We start from the raw sequence: 15,476 nt of genomic DNA, 5'->3' as shown, positions 1-15,476 counted from the left end.
CGTGGCCCGCCGCGCTTGGCTCTACTGCGCGGCCCGCCGCGCGATGACCTCGTCGCGGACCGCCGACCTACGGGCCTTTCCCGCATCGTCGCGCAGCGGCCGCTCGGTGAACTCCACCGAGCGGGGCAACTTGTGCGCCGCGATCCGCGAGGCCAGGAAGTCCCGCACCGTGTCCTCGGACATGTCGGCAGCAGGTTGCACGATCACGTGCGGAACCTGGCCGAGATCGTCGTCGGGCAGCCCCACAGCCAAGCTGGACAACACGTGAGGGTGCTCGGCCAACGCCGACTCGATCTCAGCCGGATAGACGTTTCGCCCGCCCACGGTGAACATGTCCACGCGACGGTCGTTGAGGTACAGGAATCCATCGGCGTCGAAATAGCCCAGATCGCCCAGAGAGTCCCAGCCGTCGCGGCTCTTCGCGGTGCTGCCGATGTAACGGTAGGTCGGCCGGCTGCCCGGAGCGGGCCGCATGTAGATCTCGCCCGCCACACCCGGTGGGCACTCGTGCCCGTTGTCGTCGAACACCTTCATCTCGCCGGACACGACCACCCCCACCGAGCCCGGATGGCTCAACCACTGCGCACCCGAGATGAAGGTCAGCGCCTGTAACTCGGTGCCGCCGTAGAGCTCCCACACGACATCGGGACCCAGTAGATCGATCCAGGCTTGTTTGACGGCCGGCGGGCAGGGCGCGGCGAGATGCCAGAACCGCCGGATCGACGACAGATCGTACGCGTCGGGATCGGCGCGGTGAACCGGCAGCAGCCGCTGCATGATCGTCGGGACGGTCGCCAGGAACGTCACCCGGTACTCGGTGACCAGCCGCAGGAACTCCTGCGGCTCGAATCGCGGCATCAGCACCAGATGGTGTCCCTGCAGCAGGCCGATCGCGAACGTGGTGAATCCCGTGTTGTGGCTCAGCGGAACCGAAACCAAGTTGACGTCGCCGGGTTCGGCGCCCAGCGGGGCCCCGATCGTGGGCGGCACCCTGCTGTCGTTGCCGGCCTCGATGAGTTTGGGGCGCCCGGTACTTCCGCCCGACGCCATCGACTTCCACACCGGCGAAACCGCCTCCGGCAGCGGATCATCGGAGAAGCCGGCGGCGATCTCGGCGACCGCGGGCCCTGCGCTCGCGGTCTTGCCGGTCGGGTCGGGGCGCCCGACGAGCAGCGCCGGGGGCCGCAGTTCGAGCAGTGCTGCCAGTTCGGTGTCGGGCATCCGCGCCGACAACGGTTGCGGCACCGCCCCGAGCTTCCAGCACGCCAGCACCGCGTACACCCAGTCCAGCGAGTTGGGCAGCACGATCGTCACATAGTCGCCGACTCCGACGCCCTGCGACGCGAATGCTCTCGCCAGGCGGTTGGATGTCGCGTCGAGCTCGGCTCGGGTGACGGTGACACCCGAACAGGTGACCGCCGGCGCATCAGGGGCCTGCGCGGCCAGCGCCGATACCTGGGTGCCGATCGGGGGAACTCGTTGGCTGCCTGGGTGGGTCATGGGCTCCATTGTCGTCGGGGAGCTGCTCCGCTCGGCCGGAATCGGACAGGCCGGCCGAGTCGCTCACCGGTGTGCCGGGCGGCACCGCGGCGGACACGGCGACCGCCACCACCGACAGCAGCGCCAGCAGTTGGACACCGGCGGAGTGTCCGACGTACCCGTCGACCGACCGCCACGGGTTCTGGCTCAGGATCGCCCCGGCAAGGACCAGCCCGCCCGCCGCCGTGCCCAATGTCGCTACGCGGGTGATCTTCTCGTTTCCCCGGAACAGATGAGCCAGAGCCAGCGCGGCGCCGGCGACCATCGCTCCGGCCAGTCCCGAGATGACCGTGGCCGCGACGACCACCGCCGCGCCACGCACCGCCGCCGGCGGGCACCAGGGCCGCACCGCGGGAGGTGTGGTCCGGCGGCGCCGCCCCGGCACGAATGCCGCGACCAACAACATCGGCAGCAGTGCCAACCCGCCGATCAACCCCCAACGGTAGGTGGCATTGGAGGTGAAGCTCATCGTGACGGCTCCCGCGGTGCCGGCCGGCACGATCCAGCCCTGCTGCCAGCCGTTGACGGTGATCGCCGCCAGCGGCACACCGTCGGCGGTGCTCGCGGTCCAGCCCGGGTTGACACTCTCGGGCACCACGAGGAGCCGCTGCCGGTCGGAGCGGGTGACGTCGACCTCGCGGTGGTCGTTGCGCCAGGCGCCGGTGGGCACGGGAACCGTAGGGGCCGTGCGCAATTCACCCGCGCGTGGAGTGGCGAGCTCGACTCCGTCGACCAGGAGTCCGGGGCCGGGGCTGACCAGCAGTTCCTGTTCGCCCGCAGGCAGGGTGATCGGCTCGCTGCGGCAGGGTCGTGCCGCGATGGGCTCGTTGTCCAGCAGCGCGGCGACGGTGGTGGTGACCGAGGTCTGGACGAACTGGCCCGCCACACCGATCACCGGCCCGCGCCCGCACGGCAGCGTGACGGCCCTGGCCCGGTTGGTCGCAGCGTCGGCGGGTGCGATCGGCGCCCCTGCCTCGTCGAGGGGCACCACCTCGGCCAGCCCAGGTGGCTTGAGCTGATCGAAACCCAATGCGGTGCGGTCGATCACGTCGTCCCAGTCCATCAGCGACAGCGTGACCGTGTCGGTGCGGCGGGGCTGCAGGTCCAATGTCTGTGTGCCGTCGATCCGCCTGACCTGGGGGCCGTCGCCGAGGTCGACGGCGATCATCGTCGGATGGGCCGGCAGCGCTGAGGAACTCGGGGTGACCCGCAGGCCCGCCACGGTGCGCGGCTCGGGCAGTTTCACCACCAGTGTGGGAGGTGTGCGGGGTTGCACCACGCGCTGCGGGGCGGTCCATGCGGTGCCGGGGTCACCGTCGGCGGCGGCGTACGCCGAGCCCAGCACGTCGAGCGGGTCGGCATCACCGGCGGCGCGGACCACGCCGGGCTGGGCGATCAAGTCGGCGAGGTTGGGTCCCTGACGGGCGCGTACCCACACCGTCGGATCGACCGGCGTCGGCTCGGGCACGGTCAGCGTACGGCTGAGGTTGACCGGCTCCTCGGAGGCCAGCGCCATCGCCGCCGCACACCGGGTGCCCGTCGGGCTGTCCGCGCACCCCGACCGCCCCAGTAGCTCGGCACCGAGGTCCCATTGCGCGATGGCCGATCCCGGGGGAGGACCGGGAACGTCGACGGTGTGGCGCAGGGGGATCGGGTGGGCGAACCCGTTCGCGTCGTATTGGGTGACGCTGAAGTCGGTGATGCCGAACTGGACTCCGGGCGAACCGTCGTCGGTGGCGGTCGCGGTGATGCGCACCCACGGTGTCTCGCCATACGGCAGCGCGACGGTGACCGGGGTGCCGGGGTCCTCGACGCGCACCGTGCTGGTGCCGTTGACGGTGGCCACCTCCAGACGGCGCACCTGCGCGCCGACGGCGGTGGCGCTGGGAGTGATGGTGAGAGTGGCGTTGGTGACCGGCCGGTCGAAATCCACCTGCAGCCACTGACCGACCGCCGACTGCAGCGCGTTGGACACCCAGCTGGTCGATGCGTCGGCGTCGATCGCCGCGGCGGGCGAGGAAGCCGGAGACACATTGGGCAGCGCGGTCGAATCAGACGCCGCACTCGACACCGAAATCCGCCCGCCGTCCCATCGCCCGTAGACCAGCTCGGCGCCGTCGGCCGGATAGTCGGGCACCCGGTTGAACGTGTTGCGGGCGTCACCGGGACTGCGCACGGCCGACGAATGGTCGTCGACACGGCCGTAGTCGGTCTCGCGCGCCAGTGGGGTGTCGGTGATGGTCACCAGGGGCACCGGCAGTCCCGCGCGTTGAGCGTCCTGGGTCAGCAGCATCGGGCCCAGCGGCTGCTGACCGCTCAACCGCCTGCGCTCGTCGAGGCGAAGCAGAGCCTCCGGCCCGCCGTCCACCCGTGCCATGGCGTCGGTGTCCACGACGTACGGCGCCGCCGGTGGCGGACCTGCGCCGTCCACCCGGTAGATCTCGACCGCCGGGTAGCGCGGGCGCAATCCGCTGTCGGCAACGAACCCCTCCAGCGTGCCGGGACCGACCGGGTCGCCGAACTCGGCGACCTTCGTCAGCCCCGGGGAACCGTCCACGGCCTGGTGCACCAGGATCGGGCGTGCCGAGCGCGACGCATCCGGATCGAGGTCGTTGCGCACCACCACATACGAGATGCCCTGCCGGGTCAACGTGTCGGCGAGCCCCGCCGACGGCCGTCCCGAGGCGAAGAGCCGCTGCACCGAGTCCAGCGCGCGGATGGTCTCGGGCGGGGTCAGAGGAATGGAATCGCGCACCCCCCAGGGGCTGTCACCGAGAACCTGTAGCGGCTCGTCGTGGCTGTTGCCCCACACCTGGGTCGCGAACGGAGCGCCGGGGGCGACCAGTACCCGTCCCCCGGGGCCGGCCGGGGCTGAATTACCGTCTCCGCCGGCTCGGTCGGATTCGCCGTCTCCGCCGGCTGGGTCGGATTCGCCGTCTCCGCCGGCTGGGTCGGATTGGCCGTCTCCGCCGGCTGGGTCGGATTGGCCGTCTCCGCCGGCTGGGTCGGATTGGCCGTCTCCGCCGGCTGGGTCGGATTGGCCGTCTCCGCCGGCTGGGTCGGATTGGCCGTCTCCGCCGGCTGGGTCGGATTGGCCGTCTCCGCCGGCCGGGTCGGCCGCACCGGTGTTGTGCTCGTCGAGCCACGCCGCGGTGTCATGCCAGTACTGCGGGATCGCGTCGAACGCCCCGGGTGGGGTCAATCGGCTGGTCCAGGCCAGCGAGGTCGCCGCGGTGAGCGCCGCCAGCACCACGACCCCCACCGTCACCCGCTTGTCGTTCTCCGGATGCGCGAACGCGGCCCGCCACACCGGGCGGGGCGCACTGCCCGGCAACGGAATTCGCCCCAGCAGGTGCGCCAACCCCAGGGCCAGCGGCAACCGCAGCAGCGGCTCCAGTTTGTGCAGATTGCGCAGCGGGGTGCCGTCGGCATCGAGGAACGCCTGCACCTGGGCCGCGATCGGGGAGCCGAGCCCACCGGAGTACCCGGCCGCCAACAGCGCGACTCCGATCATCAGCATCGTGATCAATCGACCGCGAGCCGGCATCGTGCGCAACGCCAGACCGGCCAATCCCGCCGCGGCTACCAGCGTCGTCGCCAGCACCGCGACCGACCCGGTCACCAGCGGCGCCCCCGCCGTGGCGCCCGGCGCGACGTAGGGCGTCCACGCCCCGGTGCCGCGCAGCATCTCGGTCAGCGACATCCACTGCGTGGTGACCCCGGAGGACTCGATGAAGTCGAGGAACGGTGGGCTGATGCGGCCGAGGTGTAGCAGCGCGACCACCCACCACGTCACCGCCAACACCGTGCAACCCAGCCACCACGCGGTGAACCGCCACCAAGTGCGGTTCGGGCGGTGCGCCAACAGCCACACCACCGCGCACAGACACGCCGACAGCGTGGCGACCGCGTTGATCGCACCCATGAGCGCGATCGCCAGCGCTGATCGCGCAGCAAGCAGCCGAATTCGCGGATCGGCCCCTCCGGACCCAGCCCGGCTGTCTCCCACCCCTCCGGACCCACCCCGGAACGCGAGGATGACCGGCAGCAGCACCCACGGCGCGAGCATCATCGGCCATGTCTCCGACGAGATCGCGCCGAGCGTGGTCAACACCCGCGGCGACAACGCGAACGCAATGGCGCCCAGCACCCGTGAGGTCGGCGTACCGATGCGCAGGGCCTCGGCCACGCGCAACACACCCCAGAACCCGACGGTCAGCACCAGCGCCCACCACAGCCGCTGCGTCACCCAGCCGGGAATCTCGAGCAGGTCGCCGAGCAGGAAGAACGTCCCTTGGGGGAACAGATAGCCGTACGCCTGGTTCTGGGCCTGCCCGAACGGCAGGTCGCTGTTCCACAGGTCGAACGCGCGGGTCAGGAACCGCAGCGGATTGGCCGTCAGGTCCAGTTTGGTGTCGGGTGAGATCTGTCCGGGCGACTGGGCGAAGGTCAGGAGCAGAGCTACCGCGCCGACGAGCCACAGCCAGCGCCGTCGCAACGGCGTGACCGAGGCTACGGACGCATCAACTGCGGTTGCCGTACTCGACCCTGTTGAGCACTGACGACGCCGGATCGCCCGCCTGCAGCGGAGGCTTCGTGTCCTGCTGCACCATCAGCGTCACCCCGAACACGGCAGCCGCGCCCAGCAGCAGGCCGACGACGATGCTGGCCGCCGCGGGCACGAGAAACCGATCCATGGCCGCCAAACTAGCACGATGCGTGTGCTGCTCGATCGTTGCTGCATCGACCGGCTACTGTCGGGGCCTATGGTCACACGCACGACGGTGCCGAGAGCACTGACCGGGGTGCTGGCGGCGGCGTCGCTGCTGGTGGGCTGCGCGTCTCCGGCGCAGGAACCTGTCGCGGGTCCCCGCTCGACGGTGACGATGGCCGCCGGTCCGGTACCGCCGGCCGTGGTGCCCCCACCGGCCGCTCCGGCCCCGCCGGCGTGCGGCGACCCGAACGCGGTCGTCGCATCGATGTCGACCCGCGACAAACTCGCCCAGCTGCTCATGGTGGGCGTGACCGGAGCCGCGGACGCCCGCGCGGTCGCCGACAGCCATCACGTCGGCGGCATCATGGTCGGCAGCTGGACGGACCTGTCGATGCTGTCCGACGGTTCGCTGTCGGACATCGCTGCCGGGGCGGGACCACTGCCGTTGGCGGTCAGCGTGGACGAAGAGGGCGGCCGGGTGTCGCGACTGTCCAGCCTGATCGGCTCCCAACCCTCGCCCCGGGTGCTGGCACGCACCAGCAGCCCCGAGGAAGTCCGCCAGATCGCCGCCGATCGCGGTCGCCAGATGCGGGCCATGGGCATCACCATCGACTTCGCACCCGTCGTCGACGTCACCGACGCCGCCGACAACTCGGTGATCGGCGACCGGTCGTTCGGCTCGGACCCCACCGTGGTCACCGACTTCGCCGGGGCCTACGCGCAGGGCCTGCGCGACGCCGGCATCCTGCCCGTCCTCAAGCACTTCCCGGGTCATGGCCAAGCCTCGGGCGACTCGCATGCCGAAGGTGTCGTGACACCGCCGCTGGAGCAGCTGCTGGACCAGGATCTGGTGCCGTACCGCACGCTGACCTCCGCGGCACCGGTTGGCGTCATGGTCGGTCACATGCAGGTCCCGGGCCTGACCGGCAGCGAGCCGGCCAGCCTGAGCCCGGCTGCCTACGCGCTGCTGCGCTCCGGTGACTACGGCGGCCCACCGTTCGCGGGTCCGGTCTTCACCGACGATCTGTCGAGCATGCGCGCGATCAGCGACCGATTCGGCGTCCCCGACGCCGTGCTGCGTGGTTTGCAGGCCGGCGCCGACGTGGCGCTGTGGGTGACCACGGCGGAGGTACCGGCGGTGCTCGACCGGCTCGAGGCGGCGGTTGCTGCCGGTGAATTGACGCTGCCCAACGTCGACGCGTCGGTGCGGCGGGTGGTGGCGATGAAGGGGCCCTCGCCGCGCTGCGGCGGCTGAACGGCCAGTCGATGCTTACCCTGGGGTGAAAAGCTCGCTGTACTCCGGTGAACTTCTTCTCCGGTGAACACTGTCGGGTGAACAGTGCTCTCGGTCCCACGGACCCGCTCAGGAAGGCTCGCGCATGGCAGGTGGAACCAAACGGTTACCCCGTGCGGTGCGGGAGCAGCAGATGCTCGATGCCGCGGTACAGATGTTCTCGGTCAACGGCTACCACGAGACGTCCATGGATGCCATCGCGGCGACCGCGCAGATCAGCAAGCCGATGCTCTACCTCTACTACGGCTCCAAAGAGGAACTGTTCGGGGCGTGCCTGGATCGCGAGCTGCGCAGGTTCGTCGACGAGGTCCGCGACAAGATCGACTTCGACGAGGCCCCCAAGGAGCTGTTGCGCAACGCGGTCTCGGCGTTCCTGCGCTACATCGACGAGCACCGAGCCTCCTGGATGGTGCTCTACACCCAGGCGACGAGTTCGCAGCGCTTCGCCCACACGGTCCGGGAAGGTCGTGAACGCATCATCGACCTGGTCGGCCGGCTGCTGCGCACCGGAACCCGTTTCCCGGGGCCGGACACCGATTTCGACATGATGGCCGTCGCGCTGGTGGGGGCCGGCGAGGCGGTGGCGTCGAGGGTCAGCACCGGAGACGCCGATGTGGACGACGCCGCCCAGCTGATGATCAACCTGTTCTGGCTCGGACTCAAAGGTGCGCCGTCCGACGGGGCCGGGCCGGTCCCGGACACCGATTTCGGCACCGGAACCGACGCGGACGCCGTCACCCGCGCGTGAGCGGGCTGACCTTTCCGGTCAGATGTGGATAGCCCTTCGACAGGTGGCGCAGCGTCAGCTCCCAGCCGTCCTGGTCGCGCTCGACGTACAGACCGGCCGTCGCCGGTAGCACCACGGGTTTGGCGAAGCGCACCGAGTAACTCACCGCATCCGGCAGTTGGCCCTCGATGTTGGCCAGCACCGCGGCGGCGCTGTACATGCCGTGGGCGATGACGGTCGGGAATCCGAACAGCTTCGCGGCGATCGCATTGGTGTGGATCGGGTTGTGGTCGCCGCCGACCGATGCGTAGTGGCGGATCTCGCCGGGAGTGATGCGCAGCACCGCGTTGGGTGGACCCAGCTTGGGCTGCTTCTCCGGCGCCGGCTTGGGCTCATCCGACAAGCTCGTCCGCTGCTGGTGCAGGAACGTCGTGACCTGATGCCACGCCACGTCGTTGCCGACCTTGATGTCGGTGACGATGTCGACCAGCAGACCCTTGCGGTGCTCCCGCAGGTTCTCGGCGTGCACCGCGGCGTCGATGGTGTCGGTCACCGAGATGGGCCGGTACTGGGTGATGTGGTTCTCCAGATGCACCGAGCCCATCGCGGCGAACGGGAAGTCGAAACTGGTCACCAGCGACATCACCGTCGGGAACGTCAGCGCGAACGGATACGTCAGCGGCACCTGGTCACCGAACCGCAGACCCGTCACACCCGCGTACGCGGCGACGTGATCGGGGTCGATGCTCAGATCCGACACCGTCAACGTGCGGTTCGGCAGGCTCTCGCCGCGCGGTACGAACGGCAGCGCGCCTGCAGCGGCCCAGAACAGGTTCTTCAGCCCGGAGGGCTGTGCGCCTTCACTCATGGTTGCTCGATTCGTTCGCAAGCGTCACTCATGGTCCTCGATTCGTTCGCAAGCGTCACTCATGAACTCTCACGCACCCAGCATGGCCTGGCCGCAGACCCGGATCGTGTTGGCGGTCACCGCGTTGGAGGCCGGGCTGGCGAAGTAGGCGATGGCCTCGGCGACGTCCACCGGCTGGCCGCCCTGGAACAGCGAGTTGAGGCGGCGGCCGACCTCACGGGTGGCCAGCGGGATCGCCTCGGTCATCTTGGTCTCGATGAAGCCGGGGGCGACGGCATTGATCGTGATGCCCTTCTCGCCGAACTGGGGGGCCAGCGCCTCGGTGAGGCCGATCATGCCCGCCTTCGTCGCCGCATAGTTGGTCTGCCCGCGGTTGCCGGCGATGCCTGCCATCGACGACAGGCCGACGATGCGGCCGCCCTCACCGATGGTGCCGTTGCCCACCAACCCTTCGGACAGCTGCAGCGGTGCCAGCAGGTTCACTGCGATCACGCTGTCCCACCGGGACTCGTCCATGTTCGCCAGCAGCTTGTCGCGGGTGATCCCGGCATTGTTGACCAGGATGTCGAGCTTGCCTTCGTAGTGCTGGCCCACGTGTTCGGTGATGCGGTCCACCGCGTCGGCGGCGGTGACGTCCAGGGTCAGCGCGGTGCCGCCGATCTTGGTTGCGGCCTCGGCGAGGGCCTCAGCGGTGTCGGGCATGTCGACGGCGATGACCTTGGCACCGTCGCGGGCGAACACCTCGGCGATCGTGGCGCCGATCCCGCGCGCGGCGCCGGTGACCAGGGCGACCTTGCCGTCGAGCGGACGGTCCCAGTCCGCCGGCGGGGTGGAGTCGGCCGCGCCGACGTAGAACACCTGTCCGTCCACGTAGGCCGACTTCGCCGACAGCAGGAAACGCAGCGTCGACTCCAGTCCGGTGGCCGCCGGTTTCGCGTCGGCCGCGAGGTACACCAGCGCGACGGTCGAGCCGTTGCGCAGTTCCTTGCCCAGCGACCGGGTGAAGCCCTCCAGCGCGCGCTGGGCGATGCGTTCCCCGACTGAGCCGGCCTGCTCGGGCGTGGTGCCGACGACGACGACCCGCCCGCTGTGGCCGAGGTTGCGCAGCAGTGGGGTGAAGAACTCGTAGAGCTGCTTGAGATCCGCGGGCTCGGTGATGCCGGTGGCGTCGAAGACCAGCCCGCCGAACTTGTCGGCCCACCGACCGCCGAGGTTGTCGCCGACGACGTCGTAGTCCTCGGCCAGTGCGGCGCGCATCGGCTCGATGACGCGGCCCGCCCCGCCGATCAGCAGGGAACCGGCCAGCGGCTCCTGGCCGGGCCGGTAGCGGCGCAGCGGCTCGGGCTGCGGAACTCCGAGTTGTTTGGCCAGGAACGAACCGGGGCCGGAGTTGACGACTTGGGACAGGAGATCGGAAGCCACAGCGCTGCCTTTCGCGTGAGTCGAGGTGCACGGTCATTCGTGCCGCGTTGGACGCGGCCGGGTGTTGGGTACCCCACTGTCGTGTCGATCACGAACTTACTCCAGAGTAAGAACGGTGGGTAGTATGACCCTCGACACTGCAATGTTCCTCGCGACGCCGGGAGGCAGACGTGGCTGAGACCAAGAACACCCGCCGAGTGGCCATTCTCGGAGGTAACCGGATCCCGTTTGCGCGGGCCGACGGCGCGTACGCGCACGCATCGAACCAGGACATGTTCACCGCCGTCCTGGACGGTTTGGCCGATCGTTTCGACCTGAAGGGCACCAAACTCGACGCGGTGATCGGCGGCGCGGTGCTCAAGCACAGCCGTGACTTCAACCTGATGCGCGAATGCGTGCTGGGCAGTTCGCTGTCGTCCTATACGCCGGCCTTCGACCTGCAGCAGGCCTGCGGCACCGGCCTGCAGGCGGCGATCGCGGCAGCCGACGGCATCGCGATGGGCCGCTACGAGGCGGCTGCCGCCGGCGGGGTGGACACCGCCTCCGACGCTCCCATCGCGTTCGGCAACGATCTGCGCCGGGTGTTGCTCGGTCTGCGCCGGGCGAAGTCGAACGTCGACCGCCTCAAGCTGGTCGGCAAGCTGCCTGCCTCGGTCGGTGTCGAGATCCCGGTGAACAGCGAGCCGCGCACCGGGATGTCGATGGGCGAACACGCCGCGGTCACCGCCAAGGAGATGGGCGTCAAGCGCGTCGATCAGGACGAGCTCGCCGCGGCCAGTCACCGCAACATGGCCGCCGCGTACGACCGCGGGTTCTTCGACGACCTCGTGTCGCCGTTCCTGGGGCTCTACCGCGACAACAACCTGCGCGCCGACTCGTCCCCGGAGAAGCTGGCCAAGCTCAAGCCCGTGTTCGGGGTGCGCAACGGGGACGCGACGATGACGGCCGGCAACTCGACGCCGCTGACCGACGGCGCCTCGGTGGCGTTGCTGGCCTCCGAGGAGTGGGCTGCGGAGCGCTCCATCCCCGTGCTGGCCTACTTCGTCGACGGCCAGACCGCCGCGGTGGACTACGTCAACGGCCGCGACGGACTGCTGATGGCGCCGACCTACGCGGTTCCGCGGATGCTGGCGCGCAACGGGCTGACATTGCAGGACTTCGACTTCTACGAGATCCACGAGGCCTTCGCGTCGGTCGTGCTGGCCACCCTGGCGGCCTGGGAGTCCGAGGAGTACTGCAAGGAGCGGTTGGGCCTGGACAGCGCGCTGGGATCCATCGACCGGTCCAAGCTCAACGTCAACGGTTCGTCGCTGGCGGCGGGTCATCCGTTCGCGGCGACCGGCGGGCGCATCCTGGCGCAGCTGGCCAAGCAGCTGGCCGAGAAGAAGGCTGACACGGGGCAGCCGGTGCGTGGTCTGATCTCCGTCTGCGCCGCCGGTGGGCAGGGTGTCACCGCGATTCTCGAGGCGTAAGAAATTTCTTTCGCCGCCCTGTAACGCGGGGCTGTGAGAGGTCGATACACGGGATAGCTCCGTGTTGCCGTCTGACCCCCCGACCCGACGGCAACACGGGGTTTTTCTGTTCCGGACGGAATCGTCGGCGCTACAGTCCAGGCATGCAGATCAGCATGTTCGGGCAGCTCTCCGGCCTCGGCGACGGGTCGCCGATCGACGCCACCGTGGAGTTCCTGACGCTGTTACGCGACGAGGGCTTCGGCCGGGTCTGGATGAGCCAGCTGCCCTACGAGCCTGATCTGCTCACCGTGCTGGCCGTGGCATTGCATGAGGTCGATCGCATCGAGGTGGCCAGTGGAGTGGTCCCGATACAGAACGTGCATCCGATGCTGATGGCGCAGCGGGCGCTGACGCTCAACCTGGCCTGCGGTGGTCGTTTCCTGCTCGGGCTCGGGATGACGCACGCCGCGGTGACCGAGGGCATGTGGGGCATCCCCTGGGACAAGCCGGTGCGTCGGCTCGGCGAGTACCTCGACGGCCTGCTGCCGCTGCTGGCCGGGGAGGCGGCCGACGCGCCCGGGCAGACGGTCACCACCCGCGGCGCGCTGATGATCCCCGGCGCCCCGCGTCCGGACGTGTACATCGCCGCACTGGGTCCGCAGCTGCTGCGGCTGGCGGGCCGGCGCACGTCGGGCACGTGCACGTGGATGACCGGACCGCAGACGCTGCGCGGTCACGTCAGCCCCACCCTGCGCCAGGCGGCCGCCGATGCGGGCCGCCCCGAGGATGCGGTCCGCGTCGTCGCGGCCCTGCCGGTGGCCGTCACCGACGACGTCGACGGGGCGCGCGCTCAGGCCGCGGAGCAGTTCGCCGTCTACGGCACGTTGCCGTCCTACCGCGCGATGCTGGAGCGCGAGGGCTACGACGGGCCGGCTGACGCCGCGATCATCGGCGACGAGGCGACGGTGCGCGACCGCCTCGACGACGTGCGGGCCGCCGGCGTCGACGAGTTCGTCGCCGCGCCGTTCGACAGCTCACCGGAAGGGCGCGCCCGCACCCGCGCCCTGCTGCGTGACTACGCGCCCGACAACTGACATTCGCCCCCTGGTGTGAGACGTATCACAGGGGTAGCATCGACCGCACGACGGGTTCGGGAGTGACCTATCCGAAGAGCCGAACAAGGGATGAAAGTCGGCCGCGCGAGACTGATGTGACGCGCCCACAGTCCTCCCGAACCCGCCCTTATTCGCTGTCGTGGCAGCTCTTTTCGGCCGTGGTAACCCACGAGCCGTCACACCCCACCAGCAGTCGCACCGTGTGAGCAGTGTCCGATTGAGTACGGATCCACCCCGGCCCGCCGAGATCCGACTTCTGCTGAGGACTTCTCGCGGTATGTCTGCAGAACTCGGCTCTCAACGCAAGACGCCCCCGGGAAGAGTCCGGGGGCGTCTTGGTCGGTTGGGGCGAACGGTCAGAACGCCGCCTCGTCCAGCTCCATGACCTCGTTGTCGAGGTTGTCCAGGATGGACCGGGTGCTGGTGAGCATCGGCAGGACGTTCTTGGCGAAGAACGACGCCACCGCGACCTTGCCCTCGTAGAAGGCGCGGTCGTCACCCTGCGCACCGGCGTCGAGCTTCTCGATGGCCACTGCTGCCTGCTTGGAAAGCAGCCAGCCGATCATCAGATCGCCGACGCTCATCAGGAACCGCACCGAGCCCAGGCCGACCTTGTAGATGCTGGCCTGATCCTCCTGCGCGGCCATCAGGTAGCCGGTCAGCGTGGCGGCCATGCCCTGCACGTCCTCCAGCGCGGTGGCCAGCAGCGCACGTTCGGCCTTGAGCCGGCCGTTGCCGGTCTCGGACTTCACGAACTGCTCGATCTGGCCGGCCACGTGCCCCAGCGCCACACCCTTGTCGCGGACGATCTTGCGGAAGAAGAAGTCCTGCGCCTGGATGGCGGTGGTGCCTTCGTAGAGCGAGTCGATCTTGGCGTCGCGGATGTACTGCTCGATCGGGTAGTCCTGCAGGAAGCCGGATCCGCCGAGGGTCTGCAGGCTCTCGGTGAGCTTGGCGTAGGCCTGCTCGGAGCCCACACCCTTGACGATCGGCAGCAGCAGATCGTTGACCTTGACGGCCAGCTCCGGCTCGATGTCGTGCAGCGTCTTGGCGACCTCCGCGTCCTGATGGGTCGCGGTGAACAGGTACAGCGCGCGCAGGCCCTCGGCGTATGCCTTCTGGGTCATCAGCGAGCGGCGCACATCCGGGTGGTGCGTGATGGTGACGCGCGGCGCGGTCTTGTCGGTCATCTGCGTCAGGTCCGCGCCCTGCACCCGCTCCTTGGCGTACTCGAGCGCGTTGAGGTAGCCGGTGGACAGCGTGGCGATCGCCTTGGTGCCCACCATCATCCGGGCCTGCTCGATGACGTCGAACATCTGCGCGATGCCGTCGTGCACCTCGCCGACCAGCCAGCCCACGGCGGGGGTGCCGTGCTGGCCCAGCGACAGCTCGCAGGTCGCGGAGACCTTCAGGCCCATCTTGTGCTCGACGTTGGTGACGAACACGCCGTTGCGCTCGCCGGGTTCACCGGTCTCGGGATCGAAGTGGAACTTCGGCACGAAGAACAGCGACAGACCCTTGGTGCCGGGGCCGGCGCCCTCGGGGCGGGCCAGCACCAGGTGCATGATGTTCTCGAACAGGTCATCGGAGTCGGCCGAGGTGATGAAGCGCTTCACGCCGTCGATGTGCCAGGTGCCGTCGGCCTGCTGGACCGCCTTGGTGCGGCCGGCGCCCACGTCGGAGCCGGCATCCGGCTCGGTCAGCACCATGGTCGAGCCCCAGCCGCGGTCGGCGGCGAGCTTGGCCCACTTCTTCTGCTCCTCGGTGCCGAGGTGATAGAAGATGTCGGCGAATCCGGCGCCCATCGCGTACATGTACACCGCGGGGTTGGCGCCGAGAATGTGCTCCTGCAGCGCCCAGGACAGAGCGCTGGGCATCGGGGTGCCGCCGAGCTCCTCGTCGATGCCGAGCTTGTCCCAGCCGCCTTCGATGACCGCGCGCACCGACTTCTTGAACCCCTCGGGCAGCGTGACGGTGTGGGTCTTGGGATCGAAGACGGGCGGGTTGCGGTCGCCCTCTTCGAAGGACTCGGCAACCGGACCCTCGGCGAGACGGGCCATTTCGGCCAACATCTCGGTGGCGGTCTCGGCGTCGAAATCGGCGTAGGCACCGGTGCCGAGCACCCTGTCGACGCCGTACACCTCGAACAGGTTGAATACCTGGTCGCGAACATTGCTCTTGTAGTGGCCCACGGGTTTCCTCCTCATCGAGAACGCCACTTGCGGTTGGGTACTCGGGACAAGTTACCCACCAGTAACTGTGCGTAACTATACCGGCTGGTAACTTCAACGCAAGATGACTGTGGGTGATTTCCCGCCTCCGACCAACCGAGCGGTTGGCCGA

General features: G+C 69.3%; 11 protein-coding genes and 1 pseudogene. 4 read left to right on the top strand and 8 right to left on the bottom strand.

Annotated features, from left to right (window positions below):
• Positions 1–21: 21 nt before the first annotated feature.
• From ACEWX3_RS26925 to ACEWX3_RS26905, 5 genes and pseudogenes are all read right to left on the bottom strand, one after another.
• Complete coding sequence (locus tag ACEWX3_RS26925) at positions 22–1,500, bottom strand: AMP-binding protein (RefSeq protein ID WP_374158210.1); 1,479 nt, start codon at positions 1,498–1,500, stop codon at positions 22–24.
• Positions 1,427–4,351 carry an alpha-(1->3)-arabinofuranosyltransferase family protein gene (locus ACEWX3_RS26920; protein WP_374159965.1) on the bottom strand — a complete coding sequence of 975 codons (2,925 nt, stop codon included), beginning with the start codon at positions 4,349–4,351 and terminating at the stop codon, positions 1,427–1,429. The genes ACEWX3_RS26925 and ACEWX3_RS26920 overlap by 74 nt, the downstream gene beginning before the upstream one ends.
• A gap of 64 nt (positions 4,352–4,415) precedes the next feature.
• The gene (locus ACEWX3_RS26915) at positions 4,416–4,685 is read right to left on the bottom strand and encodes a DUF4573 domain-containing protein (RefSeq protein WP_374159964.1); all 270 of its coding nucleotides are present in this window, start codon (positions 4,683–4,685) and stop codon (positions 4,416–4,418) included.
• Positions 4,676–6,037 (bottom strand): annotated as a pseudogene (locus tag ACEWX3_RS26910) (alpha-(1->3)-arabinofuranosyltransferase family protein); the annotation flags it as partial. The gene ACEWX3_RS26915 and the pseudogene ACEWX3_RS26910, both read right to left, overlap by 10 nt.
• Positions 6,038–6,062: 25 nt before the next feature.
• On the bottom strand, positions 6,063–6,236 hold the full coding sequence (locus ACEWX3_RS26905; protein WP_152515025.1) for a DUF2613 domain-containing protein: 174 nt from the start codon (positions 6,234–6,236) through the stop codon (positions 6,063–6,065).
• A 69-nt stretch (positions 6,237–6,305) separates the two neighbouring features.
• Between ACEWX3_RS26905 and ACEWX3_RS26900 the strand changes: the two genes are divergently transcribed.
• Together ACEWX3_RS26900 and ACEWX3_RS26895 are read left to right on the top strand one after the other, a co-directional pair.
• On the top strand, positions 6,306–7,508 hold the full coding sequence (locus ACEWX3_RS26900) for a glycoside hydrolase family 3 N-terminal domain-containing protein (protein ID WP_374158209.1): 1,203 nt from the start codon (positions 6,306–6,308) through the stop codon (positions 7,506–7,508).
• Positions 7,509–7,632: 124 nt separating this feature from the next.
• Positions 7,633–8,295 carry a TetR/AcrR family transcriptional regulator gene (locus tag ACEWX3_RS26895; protein WP_207068193.1) on the top strand — a complete coding sequence of 221 codons (663 nt, stop codon included), beginning with the start codon at positions 7,633–7,635 and terminating at the stop codon, positions 8,293–8,295.
• On the opposite strand, the gene ACEWX3_RS26890 is transcribed toward ACEWX3_RS26895, so the two are convergent.
• Together ACEWX3_RS26890 and ACEWX3_RS26885 are read right to left on the bottom strand one after the other, a co-directional pair.
• Positions 8,282–9,142: a MaoC/PaaZ C-terminal domain-containing protein gene (locus ACEWX3_RS26890; protein ID WP_207068194.1), complete on the bottom strand. Its 861-nt coding sequence runs from the start codon at positions 9,140–9,142 to the stop codon at positions 8,282–8,284. The two genes, ACEWX3_RS26895 and ACEWX3_RS26890, sit on opposite strands and share 14 nt — an antisense overlap.
• A gap of 69 nt (positions 9,143–9,211) precedes the next feature.
• Positions 9,212–10,564: a 3-oxoacyl-ACP reductase gene (locus ACEWX3_RS26885; protein ID WP_221350462.1), complete on the bottom strand. Its 1,353-nt coding sequence runs from the start codon at positions 10,562–10,564 to the stop codon at positions 9,212–9,214.
• A 170-nt stretch (positions 10,565–10,734) separates the two neighbouring features.
• Here ACEWX3_RS26885 and ACEWX3_RS26880 point away from each other — a divergent pair, with 170 nt between their 5' ends.
• Together ACEWX3_RS26880 and ACEWX3_RS26875 are read left to right on the top strand one after the other, a co-directional pair.
• Entirely contained in the window at positions 10,735–12,036 is a 1,302-nt protein-coding gene (locus tag ACEWX3_RS26880; RefSeq protein ID WP_207068196.1) for an acetyl-CoA C-acetyltransferase, read from the top strand.
• 143 nt (positions 12,037–12,179) lie between these two features.
• Complete coding sequence (locus ACEWX3_RS26875; protein WP_374158208.1) at positions 12,180–13,112, top strand: TIGR03564 family F420-dependent LLM class oxidoreductase; 933 nt, start codon at positions 12,180–12,182, stop codon at positions 13,110–13,112.
• A gap of 377 nt (positions 13,113–13,489) precedes the next feature.
• Here the strand turns inward: ACEWX3_RS26875 and ACEWX3_RS26870 are convergent, their stop codons facing one another.
• A complete protein-coding gene (locus ACEWX3_RS26870; RefSeq protein ID WP_207068198.1) occupies positions 13,490–15,325 on the bottom strand; it encodes an acyl-CoA dehydrogenase in 1,836 nt (611 codons plus the stop codon).
• Positions 15,326–15,476 lie beyond the last annotated feature (151 nt).

This window comes from Mycobacterium sp. G7A2, assembly GCF_041902445.1.
Lineage (GTDB): Bacteria > Actinomycetota > Actinomycetes > Mycobacteriales > Mycobacteriaceae > Mycobacterium.
Note: the sequence above shows the minus strand (reverse complement) of the source record. Positions and strands in the feature narration are given on the sequence as shown.

Excerpts from the sequence above, each read along its gene's own strand:
- ACEWX3_RS26905 (WP_152515025.1), bottom strand. The coding sequence starts at position 6,236 with ATGGATCGGTTTCTCGTGCCCGCGGCGGCCAGCATCGTCGTCGGCCTG.
- ACEWX3_RS26875 (WP_374158208.1), top strand. The coding sequence starts at position 12,180 with ATGCAGATCAGCATGTTCGGGCAGCTCTCCGGCCTCGGCGACGGGTCG.
- ACEWX3_RS26895 (WP_207068193.1), top strand. The coding sequence starts at position 7,633 with ATGGCAGGTGGAACCAAACGGTTACCCCGTGCGGTGCGGGAGCAGCAG.
- ACEWX3_RS26900 (WP_374158209.1), top strand. The coding sequence starts at position 6,306 with ATGGTCACACGCACGACGGTGCCGAGAGCACTGACCGGGGTGCTGGCG.
- ACEWX3_RS26925 (WP_374158210.1), bottom strand. The coding sequence starts at position 1,500 with ATGACCCACCCAGGCAGCCAACGAGTTCCCCCGATCGGCACCCAGGTA.
- ACEWX3_RS26890 (WP_207068194.1), bottom strand. The coding sequence starts at position 9,142 with ATGAGTGAAGGCGCACAGCCCTCCGGGCTGAAGAACCTGTTCTGGGCC.